The 19,064-nt window shown below is 63.2% G+C and carries 15 protein-coding genes; 4 read left to right on the top strand and 11 right to left on the bottom strand.

Annotated features, from left to right (window positions below):
* Nucleotides 1–167 precede the first annotated feature (167 nt).
* The 5 genes from V5F23_RS07025 to aceK form a co-directional block, all read right to left on the bottom strand.
* The gene (locus V5F23_RS07025) at nucleotides 168–404 is read right to left on the bottom strand and encodes a zf-HC2 domain-containing protein (RefSeq protein ID WP_042730833.1); all 237 of its coding nucleotides are present in this window, start codon (nucleotides 402–404) and stop codon (nucleotides 168–170) included.
* Entirely contained in the window at nucleotides 398–1,009 is a 612-nt protein-coding gene (locus V5F23_RS07020; RefSeq protein WP_042730832.1) for an RNA polymerase sigma factor, read from the bottom strand. The genes V5F23_RS07025 and V5F23_RS07020 overlap by 7 nt, the downstream gene beginning before the upstream one ends.
* A 195-nt stretch (nucleotides 1,010–1,204) precedes the next feature.
* Nucleotides 1,205–2,326, bottom strand: coding sequence for a beta-ketoacyl-ACP synthase III (locus tag V5F23_RS07015; protein WP_042730831.1), 1,122 nt, complete (start codon nucleotides 2,324–2,326; stop codon nucleotides 1,205–1,207).
* A gap of 329 nt (nucleotides 2,327–2,655) precedes the next feature.
* Nucleotides 2,656–6,567 (bottom strand): ATP-dependent RNA helicase HrpA, encoded by a 3,912-nt coding sequence (hrpA, locus tag V5F23_RS07010; protein ID WP_042730830.1) that lies wholly within the window; start codon nucleotides 6,565–6,567, stop codon nucleotides 2,656–2,658.
* A gap of 119 nt (nucleotides 6,568–6,686) precedes the next feature.
* On the bottom strand, nucleotides 6,687–8,396 hold the full coding sequence (gene aceK / locus V5F23_RS07005) for a bifunctional isocitrate dehydrogenase kinase/phosphatase (protein WP_338497834.1): 1,710 nt from the start codon (nucleotides 8,394–8,396) through the stop codon (nucleotides 6,687–6,689).
* Between the two features lie 130 nt (nucleotides 8,397–8,526).
* Here aceK and V5F23_RS07000 point away from each other — a divergent pair, with 130 nt between their 5' ends.
* Nucleotides 8,527–9,429 carry a DMT family transporter gene (locus V5F23_RS07000; protein ID WP_047739224.1) on the top strand — a complete coding sequence of 301 codons (903 nt, stop codon included), beginning with the start codon at nucleotides 8,527–8,529 and terminating at the stop codon, nucleotides 9,427–9,429.
* 98 nt (nucleotides 9,430–9,527) lie between these two features.
* On the opposite strand, the gene V5F23_RS06995 is transcribed toward V5F23_RS07000, so the two are convergent.
* Together V5F23_RS06995 and cysK are read right to left on the bottom strand one after the other, a co-directional pair.
* Nucleotides 9,528–10,466 (bottom strand): aspartyl/asparaginyl beta-hydroxylase domain-containing protein, encoded by a 939-nt coding sequence (locus V5F23_RS06995; protein ID WP_042731655.1) that lies wholly within the window; start codon nucleotides 10,464–10,466, stop codon nucleotides 9,528–9,530.
* A 324-nt stretch (nucleotides 10,467–10,790) separates the two neighbouring features.
* Nucleotides 10,791–11,765: a cysteine synthase A gene (cysK, locus tag V5F23_RS06990; protein WP_042731656.1), complete on the bottom strand. Its 975-nt coding sequence runs from the start codon at nucleotides 11,763–11,765 to the stop codon at nucleotides 10,791–10,793.
* A 130-nt stretch (nucleotides 11,766–11,895) separates the two neighbouring features.
* Between cysK and V5F23_RS06985 the strand changes: the two genes are divergently transcribed.
* From V5F23_RS06985 to V5F23_RS06975, 3 genes are all read left to right on the top strand, one after another.
* Nucleotides 11,896–12,972, top strand: a complete 1,077-nt coding sequence (locus tag V5F23_RS06985) for a DUF748 domain-containing protein (protein WP_042731657.1) — start codon at nucleotides 11,896–11,898, stop codon at nucleotides 12,970–12,972.
* A gap of 168 nt (nucleotides 12,973–13,140) precedes the next feature.
* Nucleotides 13,141–13,986, top strand: coding sequence for a MoxR family ATPase (locus V5F23_RS06980; protein WP_042731658.1), 846 nt, complete (start codon nucleotides 13,141–13,143; stop codon nucleotides 13,984–13,986).
* A gap of 34 nt (nucleotides 13,987–14,020) precedes the next feature.
* Nucleotides 14,021–15,199: a VWA domain-containing protein gene (locus V5F23_RS06975; RefSeq protein WP_042731659.1), complete on the top strand. Its 1,179-nt coding sequence runs from the start codon at nucleotides 14,021–14,023 to the stop codon at nucleotides 15,197–15,199.
* A gap of 117 nt (nucleotides 15,200–15,316) precedes the next feature.
* On the opposite strand, the gene V5F23_RS06970 is transcribed toward V5F23_RS06975, so the two are convergent.
* The 4 genes from V5F23_RS06970 to V5F23_RS06955 all read right to left on the bottom strand — a co-directional run bounded on the left by V5F23_RS06970 (nucleotide 15,317) and on the right by V5F23_RS06955 (nucleotide 19,035).
* Entirely contained in the window at nucleotides 15,317–16,237 is a 921-nt protein-coding gene (locus tag V5F23_RS06970) for a biotin-dependent carboxyltransferase family protein (RefSeq protein WP_042731660.1), read from the bottom strand.
* Nucleotides 16,234–16,938, bottom strand: a complete 705-nt coding sequence (pxpB, locus tag V5F23_RS06965) for a 5-oxoprolinase subunit PxpB (protein ID WP_042731661.1) — start codon at nucleotides 16,936–16,938, stop codon at nucleotides 16,234–16,236. The genes V5F23_RS06970 and pxpB overlap by 4 nt, the downstream gene beginning before the upstream one ends.
* A complete protein-coding gene (locus V5F23_RS06960; protein WP_042731662.1) occupies nucleotides 16,935–17,687 on the bottom strand; it encodes a 5-oxoprolinase subunit PxpA in 753 nt (250 codons plus the stop codon). Before V5F23_RS06960 ends, pxpB begins: the two co-directional genes overlap by 4 nt.
* A 61-nt stretch (nucleotides 17,688–17,748) precedes the next feature.
* A complete protein-coding gene (locus V5F23_RS06955) occupies nucleotides 17,749–19,035 on the bottom strand; it encodes an MFS transporter (RefSeq protein WP_042731663.1) in 1,287 nt (428 codons plus the stop codon).
* Nucleotides 19,036–19,064: the final 29 nt, after the last annotated feature.

Below are 19,064 nucleotides of genomic sequence, written 5' to 3'. Positions count from 1 at the left end.
TTATGACAGCGGAACTTTTTACTTCGAAAGGGAATAACCAGAGGCGACGCAGCCCCCTGTGGGAGCGGGCTCGCTCGCGAAAGCGGTGTGCCAGTCGACATGGATATCGAATGTGCCACCGTATTCGCGAGCAAGCCCGCTCCCACAAATTGCGCGGTTGGCGGATTTTAGTGGCTGGATCGACGACGTTCGGCCGCAAGTTTTTCGGCGAGGTGGTCGAGATCGGGCACCGGCGGTTCAGGGAGTTTTCTCAGGGTCGCCTGCATCAGGCGCATCTGGCGGATGAAACGCCGACAGTTGGGGCAGAACATCAGGTGATGGCGCACCATCAGGCGCTCGCGAAAGCTCAGTTGCCCATCGAGGTAATCGCTGGAGCGCGCCACTTGTTCCTTGCAGGTCAGCATTCGCCGGTTTCCTCGAAATGTTCCACGGTCGCGAAGACCTTTAGCCGGGCGCGATGCAACAGCACACGAACGTTGGAGAGCGAGATGTCGAGAAGATTACAGATTTCTTCCAGCTCCAGGCCCTGACGCTCACGCAGGGTCAGCACACTGCCCTGCAGGTCCGACAGGCTGAGCAAGGTGTGCTCCAGGCAATCGCGCAACTCGCTTTCCGTGAGCAGGGCTTCGGGGGTGTCCTGGTGCCAGGCGAACGGTGCCAGCAACCAATGCCCGTCGGCGGCGAAGCGTTCGTCGCCCAGGGTGCCGTGGGGCGCCGGCAGATCGTCGAGCAGCACTTCCCGCCGGTTCTGCTTGTAGCGGCCCTTGGCGGCATTGGCGGTGATGGTCAACAGCCAGGTCTTGAGGCTGGAACGCCCCTGGAAACCGCTGAGATTGCGCACCACCGACAACCAGGCGTCCTGCACCACTTCGTCGGCGTGGCGGTTGCCGACGATGGCATAGGCGACCGCGCGCATCGGGCCCTGGTAGGTACTGACCAGTTCCTTGTAGGCACGCTGCTCACCGGCCAGCAGGCGCTGGAGCAGTTGGGTGTCATCGCTGGCGGTCATTCAAACGCCCCAAATGCCAGGGAAACTTGATATTGCTTTTGTGGCGAGGGGATTTATCCCCGCTGGGTTGCGAAGCGACCCTAATCTCACGCATCACGGTATATCAGGATGAGTGCATCGCCTGTTTTGAGGCTGCTGCGCAGCCCAGCGGGGATAAATCCCCTCGCCACAAAATCCGCTCACCGCAACAGTGGATCAACGCTTGCGCAGAATCACACTGCCAATCGAATAGCCGGCGCCAAACGAGCTGAGAACGGCCACGGTGCCCGCCGGCAGGTCATCCTGGTACAGGTGGAAAGCAATGACCGAACCTGCCGAACTGGTGTTGGCGTAGCGGTCGAGGATGACCGGGGCTTCTTCTTCGGTGGCTTCGCGTCCCAGCAGCTTGCGCACGATCAACTGGTTCATGCTCAGGTTGGCCTGGTGCAGCCAGAAACGCTTCACCTGGCCGACGTCCAGTTGGTTCTCATCCAGGTGGGCGCCGATCAGTTCGGCCACCATCGGGCAGACGTCGCGGAACACCTTGCGGCCTTCCTGGACGAACAGTTTGTCCCGGCTGCCGACACCCTCTTCAGCGGCGCGGTTGAGGAAGCCGAAGTTGTTGCGGATGTTGTTGGAGAACTTGGTCAGCAACTTGGTGCTGACCACGTCGAACTGGTGCGCCGAGGTGGCCTGGTCGGCGCGTTCGATGATCACGGCGGTGGCCGCGTCGCCGAAGATGAAGTGGCTGTCGCGGTCACGGAAGTTCAGGTGCCCGGTGCACACTTCCGGGTTGACCATCAGGATCGCCCGGGCCTGGCCCAGTTGCACGCTGTTGGCGGCGGCCTGGATGCCGAACGTTGCCGAGGAGCAGGCCACGTTCATGTCGAAGCCGAAGCCCTCGATGCCCAGCGCTTCCTGAACCTCGATGGCGATGGCCGGGTACGGCCGCTGCAGGTTGGAACAGGCGACGATCACGCCGTCGATGTCGGCAGCGGTGCGGCCGGCGCGCTCCAGGGCTTGCCTGGCGGCACCGACCGCCATTTCGCAGAGCACCGACCACTCGTCGTTGGAGCGCTCGGGCAGACGCGGGGTCATGCGTTGCGGGTCGAGGATGCCGTCCTTGTCCATGACAAAGCGGCTCTTGATACCAGAAGCCTTTTCGATGAACGCGGCATTGGATTCGGTCAGCGCCTCCACTTCACCGCGCTCGATGGCCTCGGCGTTGTCGGCGTTGAACTGGGCGACATAGGTATTGAAGGAGTGCACCAGTTCTTCGTTGGAGATGCTGTTGGCCGGGGTGTACAGGCCGGTGCCGCTGATGACGACGTTATGCATGGGCGTGTCTCTGATCTGTTCAGGCAGAAAGCATTGGCACCGACGTACCAATACACAAAGGGACTTTTCCCATCCGGGGAAGCAGCCCTGGCAGCGCTTTATTCCGATCCGCCCGAGGGATTGAAGCTCAAAAACCACGGGACCGGCATTTATAGGCGCGAAGTTTGCCATAAACCCTGGGGTTTGGCCCATTCTCCATTCATCACAACCCCATACCCTGTGGGAGCGAGCTTGCTCGCGATAGCGATGGTTCGGCCTGCATTGATGTTGACTGATACACCGCTATCGCGAGCAAGCTCGCTCCCACAGGGGTTAGAGGGGCTTTGCGATCACGGTTCCACCTGGCTCCATTGCTTGCCCAGGCGCTTGTCGGAAATCGGCACCTTGGTGCCCAACTGCTGGGCGAACAGCGACACCCGGTATTCCTCCAGCCACCAGCGGTACAACTCCAGTTGCGGGTCGCGCTTGCCTTCCTGGGCATGTTTGTCGGCACGGGCCTGGTATTGGGCCCAGAGGTTCGACAGCTCGCCGCTCCAGACTCGGTCCTTCTGCACCTGGCCGCCGAGCTTCTCGAAGCGCTGCTCGATGGCCTTGAGGTAGCGCGGCAGTTCCTTGAGCCATTGATGCGGAGTTTCGCGCACGAAGCCCGGGTACACCAGGTGGCCGAGCTGCTGCTTGATGTCGTTCAGAGCCACGGCCTGGGCCAGGTCGATCTTGCCCTTGAAGCGCTTTTGCAGGCCGTGCCAGAGCTTGAGGATGTCCAGGGTCAGCTTCGCCAGACGCTCGGCGTGCTCGGTCCACCCGCCGCGCTTGCGCTCGGCCAGGGAGGCGAGCGCGGCGCCGTCGCGGGGCAGGCTCGCCTCGCCGTCCAGCACGCAACTGTCGAGGCTCGCCAGCAGGATATCTTCGACCAGGCTGTCGATGCGCCCCAGCTCGCGATACAGCAGGCCCAACTCGGTCAGCCCCGGCAGCTTGCCGCGCAGGAACTTGGCGGACTCGGCCAGTTGTTGCATCAACAGGCGCTGCAAGGCGCGGCGGTGCTGGAACTCGGCTTCGGCCGGTGTCGGGAAGCGCCCTTCCTTGACCACGCCGCCCTCTTCCACCAGCGCCGGGTAGACCGTCATCGACAGCCCGGCGATCTTCTGTTGGGTTTTCTCGGCCACCGGCGCAAAGACTTTCGCCTCCACCGGCGCCTGGCTTTTCGCCGTTTGCGGCACCGCCAATGCGGCCTGGCTGGCCTCGGCAAAGCGCGCCGTCAGTTCGGCCAGGTCGCGGCCTTCGCCGAGGAACTTGCCCTGGCCGTCGACGATTTCCAGGTTCATGCGCAGATGACTTTCGACTTGCTGCGCCGCTTCGACCCAGGCTTCGTCGCTAACCCGCGCCCCGGTCATGCGCAGCAGTTCACGCCCCAGGGCCTGGGGTAACGAACCCTCGGCGAAGGTGATGCGTTGCAGCGCGGCCTTGACGAAGTCCGGCACTGGCACGAAATTCTTGCGCAAGGCCTTGGGCAGGTTGCGCACCAGGGCGATGCACTTGGCCTCGATCATCCCCGGCACCAGCCACTCCAAGCGCTCCGGTGGCAACATCGGCAACAGCGGCGCCGGTACGCGCAAGGTCACGCCATCGCGGGGGTGGTTGGGCTCGAAGTGGTAGCTCAACGGCAAGGTCAGGTCGCCGACGCGCAAGGTGTCCGGGTAGTACGCGGCGGTGACCTCGCTGGCCTCGCGAGCCAGTACGTCTTCTTCGCGCATAATCAGCAGTTGCGGGTCTTTCTGGCTGTTGATCCGGTACCAACTGTCGAACGTCGCGGTCTGGTGGATCTCCGCTGGCAAGCGCGCGTCGTAGAAACCGAACAGCGTTTCTTCATCCGCCAGGATGTCGCGACGACGGGCCTTGGCCTCCAGCTCGTCGAGCTGCTCCAGCAGCCGGGTATTGGCCCCCAGGCACTTGGCCCGGGACTGGATCTCGCCACGCACCAGCGCTTCGCGGATGAACAGTTCGCGGGAGACCACCGGGTCCACCGGCCCGTAGTGCACCGGCCGACGACCGACCACGATCAGCCCGAACAGGGTGATCTGCTCGTACGCCACCACCTGCCCGCGCTTCTTCTCCCAATGGGGTTCGAAATGGTTCTTCTTGATCAGGTGTCCGGCCAGCGGCTCGATCCAGTCCGGCTCGATCTTGGCGACCATGCGCGCATACAGCTTGGTGGTTTCCACCAGCTCGGCGGTCATCAGCCACTGCGGGCGTTTCTTGCCCAGGCCGGATGACGGGTGGACCCAGAACCGCCGTTGACGGGCCCCCAGGTAGTCGCCGTCCTCGGTCTTCTGGCCAATCTGGCTGAGCAGCCCCGAGAGCACCGCCTTGTGCAGCTTCGGGTAATCCGCCGGTTCCTTGTTGAGGCTCAACTGCAGGTCGCGGCAGATCAGGCTCAATTGCCGATGGGCGTCGCGCCACTCGCGCAGGCGCAAGTAGTTGAGGAAGTTCTTCCGGCACCAGTTGCGTAACGGGCTGGCGGTCAGGGCCTGGCGCTGCTCTTCGAAACCGCGCCACAGGTTGACCAGCCCGGCGAAGTCCGAGTCCGTGTCCTTCCACTGGGCGTGGGCCTGGTCGGCGGCCTGCTGGCGCTCGGGCGGACGCTCGCGCGGATCCTGGACCGACATGGCGCTGGCCACGATCAGCACCTCCTGCAGGCTTCCCAGCTTCGCCGCTTCCAGCAGCATGCGACCCATGCGCGGGTCTACCGGCAGGCGGGCCAACTGGCGGCCCAACGCCGTGAGCTGGCCATTGCGGTCCACCGCCGACAACTCTTGCAGCAGGTTGAAACCGTCGCTGATGGCCTTGCCGTCCGGCGGCTCGATGAACGGGAAATCGGTGATCTCACCGAGGCGCAGGTGCAGCATCTGCAGGATCACCGCCGCCAGGTTGGTGCGCAGGATCTCGGGGTCGGTGAATTCCGGCCGGCCGAGGAAATCCTCCTCGCTGTACAACCGCACACAGATCCCCGGCTCGACCCGGCCGCAACGGCCCTTGCGCTGGTTGGCGCTGGCCTGGGAAATGGCTTCGATGGGCAGGCGCTGGACCTTGGCCCGGTAGCTGTAGCGGCTGATACGCGCGGTTCCGCTGTCGATGACGTAGCGGATGCCCGGCACGGTCAGCGAGGTTTCGGCGACGTTGGTCGCCAGCACCACGCGCCGCCCCGGATGGGACTGGAAAATTCGCTGTTGTTCGGCCGGGGACAAGCGCGCATACAACGGCAGGATCTCGGTGTGCTTGAGCTGGGCCTTGCGCAGCATTTCCGCCGCGTCACGAATCTCCCGCTCGCCTGGCAGGAACACCAGCACGTCACCGGGGCTACGGCGCTCGCTGCGTTCATGGGCGGCGATTTCATCGAGGGTGGCGAGGATCGCCTGGTCGACGGTCAGGTCGTCTTCGACCCGGTTGCCTTCTTCGTCCTGCTCCAGGGTCAGCGGCCGATACCAGGTTTCCACCGGGAAGGTGCGCCCCGAGACCTCCACGATCGGCGCATCGTCGAAATGCTTGGAGAAGCGCTCAAGATCGATGGTCGCCGAGGTGATGATGACTTTCAGGTCCGGGCGGCGCGGCAGCAGGGTCTTGAGATAGCCCAGCAGGAAATCGATGTTCAGGCTGCGTTCGTGGGCCTCGTCGACGATGATCGTGTCGTAGCGTTCGAGGTAGCGATCGTTCTGGGTCTCGGCCAGCAGGATGCCGTCGGTCATCAGCTTGATCAGGGTGTTGGCGTCGCTCTGGTCCTCGAACCGCACCTGGTAGCCCACCAGCGCGCCCAACGGCGTCGCCAGTTCCTCGGCGACCCGGCTGGCAACGCTGCGAGCGGCGATGCGGCGCGGCTGGGTGTGGCCGATCAGGCCATGCTGACCGCGACCGATTTCCAGGCAGATCTTTGGCAACTGGGTGGTTTTGCCCGAGCCGGTTTCGCCCGCGATGATCAACACCTGATGCTTGAGCAACGCGTCCTTGATTTCATCGCGCTTGGCCGCGATCGGCAGATTGTCGTCGTAGCGAATCACCGGCAGGCTGGCCTTACGCGCCAGCACCTGGTCACACGATGCCTGCATGCGCGCCACCCACTGGGCCAGCTTGGCCTCGTCGGGTTTCTTGCGCAGCTCGAGCAACTGGCGCCGCAACCGGTGACGGTCGGCGAGCATGGCGTGGTCGAGGTTCTTCAGCAGCTTGTCGATAGCGGGGGCTTGGTCAGTCATCAGGTACGCAAGGGGAAAAAAGAGCAGCGGCAAGTTTCAAGCTGCAAGCTGCAAGTTGCAAGCCGCGTTGACCGGAAACCCAAAACTTACCGCTTGAAGCTTGAAGCTTGAAGCTGCTTCTATCCCTTGCGCCGATACGGGAACACGTCGATCACCTTCCCCGCCCGGATGGCCTCTTGCAGGCCTTTCCAGTAGTCGGCGTTGTACAGCTCGCCGTGCAATTGGTCGAACAGCTTGCGCTGGCCCACGTCGGCGAACAGGAACGGTGGGAATTCCTCGGGGAACACGTCCAGCGGGCCGATGGAATACCAGGGCTCGGAGGCCATCTCGTCTTCCGGCGTGCGGGGCTGGGGGATGTGGCGGAAGTTGGCTTCGGTGAGGAAGCAGATCTCATCGTAGTCGTAGAACACCACGCGGCCGTGGCGGGTCACGCCGAAGTTCTTGAGCAACATGTCACCGGGGAAAATGTTCGCCGCCGCCAGTTGCTTGATCGCCAGGCCGTAGTCTTCCAGCGCCTCGCGCACCTGGGCCTCGCTGGCGTTTTCCAGGTAGAGGTTCAACGGCGTCATGCGCCGCTCGGTCCAGCAATGGCGAATCAGCACGGTATCGCCCTCCACCGACACCGTGGACGGTGCCACGTCGAGCAGTTCTTCCAGGCAGGCCGGCTCGAACTTGCTCAGCGGGAAGCGGAAGTCGGCGAACTCCTGGGTATCGGCCATGCGCCCAACCCGATCGACACTTTTCACCAGGCGATACTTCTCGATCACCGTGGCCCGGTCGACGTTTTTCGACGGCGAGAAACGGTCCTTGATGATTTTGAACACAGTGTTGAAGCCCGGCAGGGTGAACACGCTCATGACCATGCCGCGTACCCCCGGCGCCATGATGAACTGGTCGTCGGTGTTCGCCAGGTGGTTGATCAGCGCCCGGTAGAATTCGGACTTACCGTGCTTGTAGAAACCGATGGAGGTGTACAGCTCGGCAATGTGCTTGCCCGGCAGGATGCGCTTGAGAAAGCCGATGAATTCCGCCGGCACCGGTACGTCCACCATGAAGTACGAACGGGTGAACGAGAAGATGATCGACACCTGCGCCTCGTCGGTGATTAGCGCGTCGATCTGGATGCCCCGGCCTTCGCGGTGCAACAGCGGGATCACCAGGGGCCATTGGTCGTCCTGGGTGTAGATCCGGCCCACCAGGTAGGCGCCCTTGTTGCGGTACAGCACTGAGGAAAACAACTCCACCGTCAGTTCCGGGTCCTTGCAGACCCAGTCCGGCAGGTTCTCGCGCAGTTGGGCTTCGAGGCGCTGCAGGTCGCCCGGCAGGTCGGCGTAGTCCTCGCTGAAGCGGTAGTCGGCGAAGATGTTCGCCAGCATCCGGTCGAGCTGGCCCTGGGGCTTGTAGGTACGCGTCTGGGCGGCCCGGGCCCGGCGCAGGCTGGGCCGGGTGGTGTGGATGAACATGGTGCCGTCGCTGATCAGGTCGTGGCTGAACAGCCCGCAGAAGATCGAGTTGTACCAGGTTTCCGACAGTTCATCGTCGAAACGCAGGTCGATCAGGCTGATGTAGGCGCTCTTGACCAGCGGCCAGCAGCCCACGTCCATCAACGCCTCGGCTTCGAAGGCCTTGCGCAGCCGCGCCACGGTTTCAAAGACTTTTTCTTCATACAGATTGATCCGCGCCGCCGACGCCGCTTGCGCCTCCAGCCACTGGGCCTGCTCGAACCGGGCGCGGGCGCCGTCGGTAATCTGCCGGAAATGCTCGCGATAATCGTCGAAGCCTTCGAGGATCGAACGGGCGATATCGGTGGCGGGCCATGGTTGCGGCATAGGGTGAACCTCGGCGGGTCAGGCTTGTTATTGGCGACTGAGCTTAGAGGCCAATCGCGCGCCAGCGCAACCATTGCCATCGGTATCCGGGGCAGCGACACTTGTCGCCCGATTCTGCCAGGAAAGCACCGTGAACCTCGTCGATACCCTGCGTTTGCTATCACTGGCCGCCATCTGGGGGGCCAGCTTTCTGTTCATGCGCATTATCGCCCCCGTCATTGGCACGATCCCCACTGCATTTTTTCGCGTGTCCATCGCCTTCGTCGGCCTGCTGGTCATCCTGACGCTGATGCGTATCGACTTTGATTTTCGCGGCAAGCTCAAAGTGGTGATGGTGCTGGGCCTGATCAACTCGGGCATCCCGGCCACGTTCTACTCGCTGGCGGCCCAGGTGTTGCCCGCCGGCTACTCGGCCATCTTCAACGCCACCACGCCATTGATGGGCGTGCTGATCGGCGGCCTGTTCTTCAGCGAAAAACTCACCGTGGCCAAGGTCAGCGGGGTGTTCCTGGGCCTGTTCGGGGTGGGTATCCTGACCGGCGCCGGGCCGGTGGCCTTCGACCTGCAATTGCTGATGGGCGCCCTCGCCTGCCTGCTGGCGACCACCTGCTATGGCTTTGCCGGCTTCCTCACTCGCCGCTGGCTCGATCATCAAGGGGGGTTGGACAGCCGCCTCGCCGCGCTGGGCAGCATGTTCGGCGCCACGGTGTTCTTGCTGCCGCTGTTCGGCTACACCGCCATCAGCCAGCCCCCGGCCAGCTGGGGCGGCTGGAGCGTCTGGTTGTCGCTGCTGGGGTTGGGGCTGGTGTGCACGGCACTGGCGTACATTCTGTACTTCCGGCTGCTCAGTTCCATCGGTCCGGTCAAGTCCATGACCGTGACCTTCCTGATCCCGCCGTTCGGCGTGTTGTGGGGGGCGTTGCTGCTGGATGAGCCGCTGGGCATGGCGCATCTGTATGGCGGGGTGCTGATTGCGGCGGCGTTGTGGCTGGTGTTGAAGCCAGGGGTGACGAAGCCTGTTGAGGTAGAGTAAGGCCGTGGCGAGGAAGCTTGCTCTCGCCGGGCGCGAAGCGGCCCTCGTTTTCTGGGGCGGCTGCGCCACCCAGCGGGAGCAAGCTCCCTCGCCATAGGTCAGCCGAACAACCAGTAGCCCAGGGCCGTCAGCACCAGCACCGCCAACACGGGGCGCATCACCCGGTAGGCCTTGGGATGCTTGCGCTTCCACTGCTTGACCTGACCACTGAAGCCGTCACTGAACCTCTTGCTCCAGGCGTAAGCCTGGTTGATCCCGCCGACGCGTTCGTCGTCGAGGTTCTGCGGTGCGGTGGCGCGACCGAGGAAGGCACTGATGGCGCGGTTGAGACGGGTCATCAGCCGGCTTTTCAGCGGGCGTTCGACGTCGCAGAACAAGATCACCCGGGTTTGCGGGGTTTCGTTCTTGACCCAGTGCACGTAGGTCTCATCGAACATGACGTCTTCGCCATCACGCCAGGCATAGACCTGGCCGTCGACAAAGATCCGGCAGTCGTCGGAATTGGGCGTGGACAGCCCCAGGTGATAGCGCAGGGAACCGGCGAACGGGTCCCGGTGAGGGTTCAGATGGCTACCGCCCGGCAGCAGGGCAAACATTGCGCCCTTCACGTTGGGAATGGCGCTGACCAGCTCGACGGTTTTCGGGCACAGCAGCTCGGCAGACGGCAGCGGTTTGTCGTACCACTTGAGGTAGAAGCGCTTCCAGCCTTTCTTGAAGAACGATCCGAAGCCGGCATCGTTGTTCTTTTCCGCGGCCCGGATGTAGCCCTCGTCGAACAGGTGCATGGCCTCGTCACGAATGACGTGCCAGTTGTCCTTGAGCACATCCAGCTCGGGAAATTTGCTGCGGTCCAGGTAGGGCTTGGAGGGCACGCCGGAAAACAGGTACATCAAGGCGTTGTAGGGGGCGAACAAGGCCGAGTGATTGACGAACTGGCGCAATACCGGCAAACGCGCGCGACCGCGCAAGTGCACATACAGCGTACTGCCCAGGAACAGCAGCAATACCGAGGCCTTGGCGACAAACGAAACGGTCATTGTAAAACTCCTTGTCCAAAACGACTTGCGCAACGCCATCAGCCCGGCGCGACGGCCGGCCATGGTATAGAGCCTTGCCCGGGGAAGAAACCGCCCCAGGCAACATTCACTGTTGAGAATGACGCAACAATGCCCTTCTTAACACGCATGAGCTGAACGTTGGCTGATGCAGTCCACTGTGACGAGGGGATTTATCCCCGCTGGACTGCGCAGCAGTCCCAACAACTCATCCGGCTCCATTTATCTCGGGGTCGGGTTTGGGGTCGCTTCGCAACCCAACGGGGATAAATCCCCTCGCCACAAAAAGCATCGATTGCTTGGCCGTTACTGCTGGATCTCCTGCTCGGTGAACAAATCACTGAACAACATGCTCGACAGATAGCGCTCGCCCGAATCCGGCAGGATCACCACCAGGGTCTTGCCCTGCATTTCCGGTTTTTCCGCCAGGCGCACGGCCACGGCCATCGCCGCGCCGCAAGAGATGCCGCAGAGGATGCCCTCCTCCTGCATCAGGCGCAAAGCCATGGCCTTGGACTCCTCGTCGGTGACCCGCTCGACCTGGTCGACGATCGACAGGTCAAGGTTCTTCGGCACGAAGCCGGCACCGATCCCCTGGATCTTGTGGGGGCTGGGCTTGATCTCCTGCCCCGCCATCGCCTGGGTAATCACCGGCGAGGTTTCGGGCTCGACCGCCACCGACAGGATCGGCTTGCCACACGTGTTCTTGATATACCGTGAAACGCCGGTGATGGTTCCCCCGGTGCCGACCCCCGCGACCAGCACATCCACCGCGCCATCGGTGTCGTTCCAGATTTCCGGGCCGGTGGTTTTTTCGTGGATCGCCGGGTTCGCCGGATTTTCGAACTGCTGCGGCATGAAATAGCGGGAAGGGTCGCTGGCGAGGATCTCGGCGGCCTTCTCGATGGCGCCTTTCATGCCCTTGGCCGGCTCGGTGAGCACCAGTTCCGCGCCCAGGGCCTTGAGCACCTTGCGCCGCTCGACGCTCATGGACGCCGGCATGGTCAGCATCAGCTTGTAGCCGCGGGCGGCGGCGACGAACGCCAGGCCGATACCGGTGTTGCCCGAGGTCGGTTCGATGATGGTCATGCCCGGCTTGAGCCTGCCGGTGCTTTCGGCGTCCCAGATCATGTTCGCGCCGATCCGGCACTTGACCGAATAACCCGGGTTGCGCCCCTCGATCTTGGCCAGGATGGTCACGCCACGCGGCGCGATGCGGTTGATCTGCACCAGCGGCGTATTGCCAATGGAATGGGCGTTGTCGACGAATATGCGGCTCATGACCGGTCCTTGAGGCTGCGGATAGTTAAGCGCTTTAAGGTAAGCCTGTTGCCCATGGGCGTCCAGTTGCACCGAACGTTCGCACGGCGACAACGGTCAATGGCTTTAACAACGCTGGAGACTGACTGACATGAAGCGTCGATACAGCTGGCCACTGTGGGGACTCGCCGCCCTCGTCGTGCTGCTGGTGGCCTTGCACTTCACCTTGCCTTATCTGGTTCGCGACTACCTGAACGACAAGTTGGCGAATATGGGCGATTATCGCGGCCAAGTCACCGACGTGGACCTGGCCTGGTGGCGCGGGGCCTATCGGATCAACGGCCTGAAAATCATCAAGGTCGACGGCAAGGTCCCGGTGCCTTTCGTCGATGCACCGCTGGTCGATTTGTCCGTCAGTTGGCATTCGCTGTGGTACGACCATGCGGTGGTGGCCGAGGCGGAGTTCGCCCGGCCCGAAGTGAACTTCGTCGACGGCGGTGGCAACCGACAGAACTCCCAGACCGGTCAGGGCACCAACTGGCGCGAACAACTGAGCAAACTGCTGCCCATCACCTTCAACGAAGTGCGGATCAGGGATGGCCACGTGACCTTTCGCAACTTCAACTCCAAGCCGCCCGTCAACCTGCGGGCCACCGACGTCAATGCCAGCTTCTATAACCTGACCAACGTGGTCGACACCGAAGGCAAGCGTGACGCGCGTTTCGAGGGCAAGGCGCTGGTGGCCGAGCACGCGCCCCTGGAAGTGCTGGCCACCTTCGATCCACTGAGCAATTTCGAGGATTTCGATTTCCGCCTGCGGGCCACGGACATCGAACTCAAGCGCCTCAACGACTTCGCCGCGGCCTATGGCAAGTTCGACTTCAACGCCGGCCACGGCGACCTGGTGATCGAAGCGCAGGCGACCGACGCCAAGCTCAGCGGCTACATCAAGCCGCTGCTGCGCGATGTGGACGTCTTCGATTGGCAGCAGGACGTGGAAAACGAGAAAAAGAACATTTTCCGCTCGGTCTGGGAAGCGCTGGTCGGCGCGGGTGAAACGACACTGAAGAACCAGCGCAAGAACCAGTTCGCCACCCGGGTCGAACTCAGCGGCAATGTCCATCAACAGAACATCAGCGCCTTCGAAGCCTTCCTGCAGATATTGCGCAACGGCTTCGTCCAGGCCTTCAACGCCCGCTATGAACAGCCACCGCCATCCAAAGACTAGGCGCATCAATCCTGTAGTGAGACCGGGTCAACATGTGACGCTCCATTCAGAGACTGAATACAGCGTCTGCGTTCACAGTCGGCGGGACGTCGCGTTATAGTCGGGCACGACATTTATTTTCGCGCGCCCCGCCTCGCCGGGCCGACGACACGTTCGAGGAATCCGCAGATGAAGTTCGAAGGCACCCGCGCCTACGTGGCCACCGATGACCTGAAGCTGGCCGTCAACGCCGCCATCACCCTGGAGCGGCCGCTGCTGGTCAAGGGCGAACCGGGCACCGGCAAGACCATGCTGGCCGAGCAACTGGCTGAGTCCTTCGGCGCCCGCCTGATCACCTGGCACATCAAGTCCACCACCAAGGCTCACCAAGGCCTGTACGAGTACGACGCGGTCAGCCGCCTGCGGGACTCGCAACTGGGTGTGGACAAGGTCCATGACGTGCGCAACTACCTGAAGAAAGGCAAGCTCTGGGAAGCGTTCGAGTCCGAGGAACGGGTCATCCTGCTGATCGACGAGATCGACAAGGCCGACATCGAGTTCCCCAACGACCTGCTGCAAGAACTCGACAAGATGGAGTTCTACGTCTACGAGACCGACGAAACCATCAAGGCCAAGCAGCGGCCGATCATCATCATTACCTCCAATAATGAAAAGGAGCTGCCGGACGCCTTCCTGCGCCGCTGCTTCTTCCACTATATCGCCTTCCCGGACCGCGCGACGCTGCAGAAGATCGTCGATGTGCATTACCCGGATATCAAGAAAGACCTGGTCAGCGAAGCGCTGGACGTGTTCTTCGACGTGCGCAAGGTGCCGGGCCTCAAGAAAAAGCCCTCCACCTCCGAGCTGGTGGACTGGCTCAAGCTGTTGATGGCCGACAACATCGGTGACGCGGTCCTGCGCGAGCGCGACCCCACCAAGGCCATCCCGCCGCTGGCCGGTGCCCTGGTCAAGAACGAACAGGACGTGCAGCTGCTTGAGCGCCTGGCGTTCATGAGCCGTCGCGGCACGCGTTGAGCCCTCTTCGTCAACAAGCGCGAGGGCAACTGCCATGCTGCTGAACCTGTTCAATGAGATGCGCGCCGCCAAGGTGCCCGTGTCGGTGCGTGAACTGCTGGACCTGATCAATGCGCTGAAACAGCGGGTGATCTTCGCCGACATGGACGAGTTCTATTACCTGTCCCGGGCGATCCTGGTGAAGGACGAACGCCATTTCGACAAGTTCGACCGGGCCTTCGCCGCTTACTTCAATGGCCTGGAGAAACTCGACGATCATCTCCAGGCGCTGATCCCCGAAGACTGGTTGCGCAAGGAGTTCGAGCGCTCGCTGACCGATGAAGAGCGGGCGCAGATCCAGTCCCTGGGTGGCCTCGACAAGCTGATCGAGGAATTCAAGAAGCGCCTGGAAGAACAGAAGGAACGCCATGCCGGCGGCAACAAGTGGATCGGCACCGGCGGCACCAGCCCGTTCGGCTCCGGGGGTTTCAACCCCGAAGGCATCCGTGTCGGCGACGCCGGCAAGCGCCAGGGCAAGGCCGTGAAGGTCTGGGACCAACGCGAGTACAAGAACCTCGACGACCAGGTGGAATTGGGCACCCGCAACATCAAGATCGCCCTGCGCCGCCTGCGCAAGTTTGCCCGCCAGGGCGCGGCCGAAGAGCTGGACATCGACGGCACCATCGACCATACCGCCCGGGATGCCGGCCTGTTGAACATCCAGATGCGGCCGGAGCGGCGCAACACCGTCAAGCTGCTGTTGCTGTTCGACATCGGCGGTTCGATGGATGCCCACGTGAAGATCTGCGAAGAGCTGTTCTCGGCCTGCAAGACCGAGTTCAAGCACCTGGAGTACTTCTACTTCCACAACTTCGTGTACGAGTCGGTGTGGAAGAACAACCTGCGCCGCACCTCCGAACGCACCTCCACCCAGGACCTGCTGCACAAGTACGGCGCCGACTACAAAGTGATCTTCATCGGCGACGCCGCCATGGCGCCCTATGAAATCACCCAGCCGGGCGGCAGCGTCGAGCACTGGAACGAAGAAGCGGGCTACGTGTGGATGCAGCGCTTCATGGAGAAGTACAAGAAACTCATCTGGATCAACCCCTACCCCAAGGACACCTGGGGCTACACCGCCTCCACCAACATCGTGCGGGAACTGGTGGAGGACCGGATGTATCCGCTGACCCTGCGAGGGTTGGAGGAAGGGATGCGGTTTCTTTCCAAGTGATCGTTGGTGCCCTTTAGGGCCTCATCGTCGGATCGCCGCCCGGAGCAAGCTCGCTCCCACACTGGATCTTCGTCACACATGAGATCCCCTGTGGGAGCGAGCTTGCTCGCGATGCTTTTAGCGGTCGAGAAAACCGCGCAAGCACTCCACCTGCTGCCGATGCGCCACCTCCTGCACCACCGGCCGCAACCGCACCTGCGCCCCCGGCAGGCATTGCGCCAACCGGGCCAGGGCCAGCGGGGTCAAGGCGCCCAGACGCGGGTAGCCACCGATGGTTTGCCGGTCGTTGAGCAACACGATGGGCTGGCCGTCCGGCGGCACCTGCACGGCCCCCAGGGGAATGCCTTCGGAAATCATCGGCGGGCCCTGGTACTCCAGCGGCGTTCCCAGCAGGCGGATGCCCATGCGATCGGCGCGGCTGTCCAGCGTCCAGGGCGTGTTGAACGCATCGAACAGGCTGCGGCCACTGAACGCCCCGTTCTGCGCGCCCAGGATCAGCTCCAGCGGCTGAGCCTGCTGGAAATCCGGGATCAACCGGCCCGGCATCGGCCGAGGCGTGGCCGCCCCCCCATAGCTCAAGCGCTCGCCGCGAGCCAACGCCCGCCCCAGCCCATCCAACCCGCCGAGCGCTTCGCGCACCACCGTTGCCCGGCTGCCCAACACCGCCGGGGCTTCGAAGCCGCCAGGGGCCGCAAGGTAGGCACGAGCCCCCAGCACGGGCTGGGTGAGCGCCAGGGATTGGCCTTTGCGCAGGCTGAAATAGCGCCAAGGCGCCACGGCCTGGCCGTCCACCCGGGCGCCCAGGTCGGCCCCGGCCAGCGCCAGCACGCAGTCGTCCTCGGCCACCAGCGTGAAGCCGCCAAGGGTGACTTCCACCACCGCCGCGTCCAGGGCATTGCCCAGCATCCAGTTGGCCCAGGCCATCGACAGCCAATCCGCCGCACCGCCCTGGGTCACGCCCAGGTGGCGGACGCCAAAGCGGCCGGCGTCCTGCAACAGGCACAGCGGGGTGCTGGCCTGGATCAATAAGCGGCTCATGCCTGGGCCTCCTGGGGTGTGTCATCGCCGCCCAAGCGGATGAACTCGGCGCGGTCCACGGCGACAAAACGCACCGTGTCGCCGGGTTGCATCAGGCTGTAGCCGTCACGTTCACGGTCGAACAGTTTGGCCGGGGTGCGGCCGATCAGGTTCCAGCCGCCAGGCGACACCAGCGGGTACGCCGCGGTCTGGCGCTCGGCAATCCCGACGCTGCCTGCGGCCACCCGCTTGCGCGGCGTGTCCAGGCGCGGCGCGGCGAGCGCTTCGTCCACCAACCCCATGAAGGCAAACCCCGGAGCGAAGCCCAGGGCGAAAACCTGGTACTCGTGTTCGCTGTGGCGCCGGATCACCTGCTCCACGGTCAACCCGCTGCGACCCGACAACAGCAGAAGTTCCGGTCCGACGCTCAGGTCGTACCACACCGGCAGCACATGGCAGCGCCCAGCCGAGCGAGCATCGGGCGACAAATGGTTCAGCGCCTCGCTGACCAGCGACCGGGCCTGCGCCGGGCTCAAGGCCAACAGATCGTAATGCACCATCAACGTGGTGTAGGACGGCACCAGGTCGATCAGGTCGGCGGCGAACACCGCGCGCAGGCGCTCGCTGGCGGCGAGCATCCACGGCATGTTGTCTTCGGCGATTTCATCGAACAGGCGCACCATCAGGCAGTCCACCGCGACCACTTCCACACGTGGCTTCATGACGCACGCTGCCGGTCCAGCGCTTCGCGGATGCGTTGCACGGCGGCCACGGAGCTGGCGTTGTCACCGTGCACGCACAAGGTATTGGCGTGCAGGATCAACGCGCTGCCATCGCTGGCGGCCAAGGCATCGCCACGGGCAATGGTCAGGGCCTGGGCAATGATGGCTTCGGGATCGTGATGCACCGCCCCCGGCGCCTGCCGCGACACCAGGCGGCCAGCGCTGTCGTAGGCACGGTCGGCGAAGGCTTCGAACCACAACGTCAGGCCATATTCGTCACCCAGGGCCTGGGCGGCGCTGTTATCCCGGGTCGCCATGAGCATCAGCGGCAGGTCCGGGTCATAGTGGGCCACCGCCTCGATCACCGCGCGCAACTGCGCCGGGTTGGCCATCATGTCGTTGTACATCGCGCCGTGCGGCTTGACGTAGCTGACCCGTCCACCCTGGGCCCGGCAGATGCCGTCGAGGGCGCCGATCTGGTAGTGCAACAGGTCCTGCAGTTCCTGGGCAGCGTAGGCCATGGAGCGGCGGCCGAAGCCGGCCAGGTCCTGATAGGCCGGGTGTGCGCCGATCTGCACGCCGTTGGCCAGGGCCAGGCTGACGGTCTTGCGCATGATGCTCGGGTCGCCGGCGTGAAAGCCGCAGGCGATGTTGGCGCAATCGATGAAGGGCATCACTTCGGCGTCCAGACCCATGGTCCAACTGCCGAAGCTTTCGCCGATGTCACAATTCAATAGCAGGCGGTTCACGCTGAACGCTCCTGTAGGTACTTTCTTCTGACCCTGGGGGCACACACCCCCAGGTTACTCGTTACTCGGCTTCCAGTTGCTTGCCTTGGGTTTCCGGCAGGCTCAGGGCCGCCAGAATCACCACGCCGTAGGACACGGCCGCAAACGCACCGATCCCGACGCTCAACGGCACCCGCTGGCTCAGCAGGCCGATCAGCAGCGGGAACAATGCCGCCACCGCCCGACCAATGTTGTAGCAAAAACCCTGGCCCGAGCCCCGGATACGTGTGGGGAACAGCTCGGTGAGGAACGAGCCCATGCCGCTGAACATCCCGGAGGCAAAGAAGCCCAGGGGAAAGCCCAGCCAGAGCATCACGTTATTGCTCACCGGCACCTGGGTGTACAGCAGCACGATGGTGAACGAGCCGACGGCGAACAGGACGAAATTTTTCTTGCGCCCCAGTATGTCCGACAAGTATGCGCTGATGACGTAACCCACGTAGGAGCCGACGATCACCATCGCCAGGTAGCCACCGGTGCCCAGCACGCTCAAGCCGCGCTCGTTCTTCAGGAACGTCGGCAGCCAGGACGTGATTGCATAGTAGCCACCCAGGGCGCCGGTGGTCAGCAGCGAAGCGCGGATCGTGGTGAAGAGGATGCCGGGGGCGAAAATCTCGTAGAACCTGGCGTTATTGCCAGACGCCAGGCGGGCCTTGGTCTGGTTGTAGACCTCCGGGTCCTTGACCAGCCGACGGACGAAAATCACGAACACCGCTGGCACGATGCCAAGGATGAACAGCGCGCGCCAGGCGTCTTCCGGCGCCAGCACCGAGAACAGCAGCGCGTACAGAATCGCCGTCATGCCCCAACCCAGCGCCCATCCCGATTGCACCATGCCCACCGCCTTGCCACGGTCCTTGGCGCGAATCACCTCGCCCATCAACACCGCGCCAGCGGTCCACTCGCCGCCGAAGCCGAAGCCCATCAGCGTACGGGCGATCAACAATTGTTCGTAGTTCTGGGCAAAGCCGCAGAGGAAGGTGAAGAACGCGAACCACAGCACGGTCAGTTGGAGGGTGCGGACCCGGCCGATACGATCCGAGAGAATGCCGGCCACCCAACCGCCAAGTGCCGAGGCGATCAGGGTGCTGGTGTGAATCAGCCCCGCCTGACCGGTGGTGATGCCCCACATCGCGATGAGCGTCGGCACCACGAAACTGAGCATCTGCGTGTCCATGCCGTCCAAGGCGTAGCCGATCTTGCAACTCCAGAATGTGCGACGTTCCTGTTGGTTGATGTTGCGATACCAATCGAACGGGCCGGAACGGGCCTTGGACTCGGGGACGCCGAGCATGTCGGGTGCACTCATGGTGGTTCTCCACGGTTTTATTGTTTTAA

This window comes from Pseudomonas sp. WP18, from assembly GCF_036689585.1.
GTDB lineage: Bacteria > Pseudomonadota > Gammaproteobacteria > Pseudomonadales > Pseudomonadaceae > Aquipseudomonas > Aquipseudomonas chlororaphis_E.
Note: the sequence above shows the minus strand (reverse complement) of the source record. Positions and strands in the feature narration are given on the sequence as shown.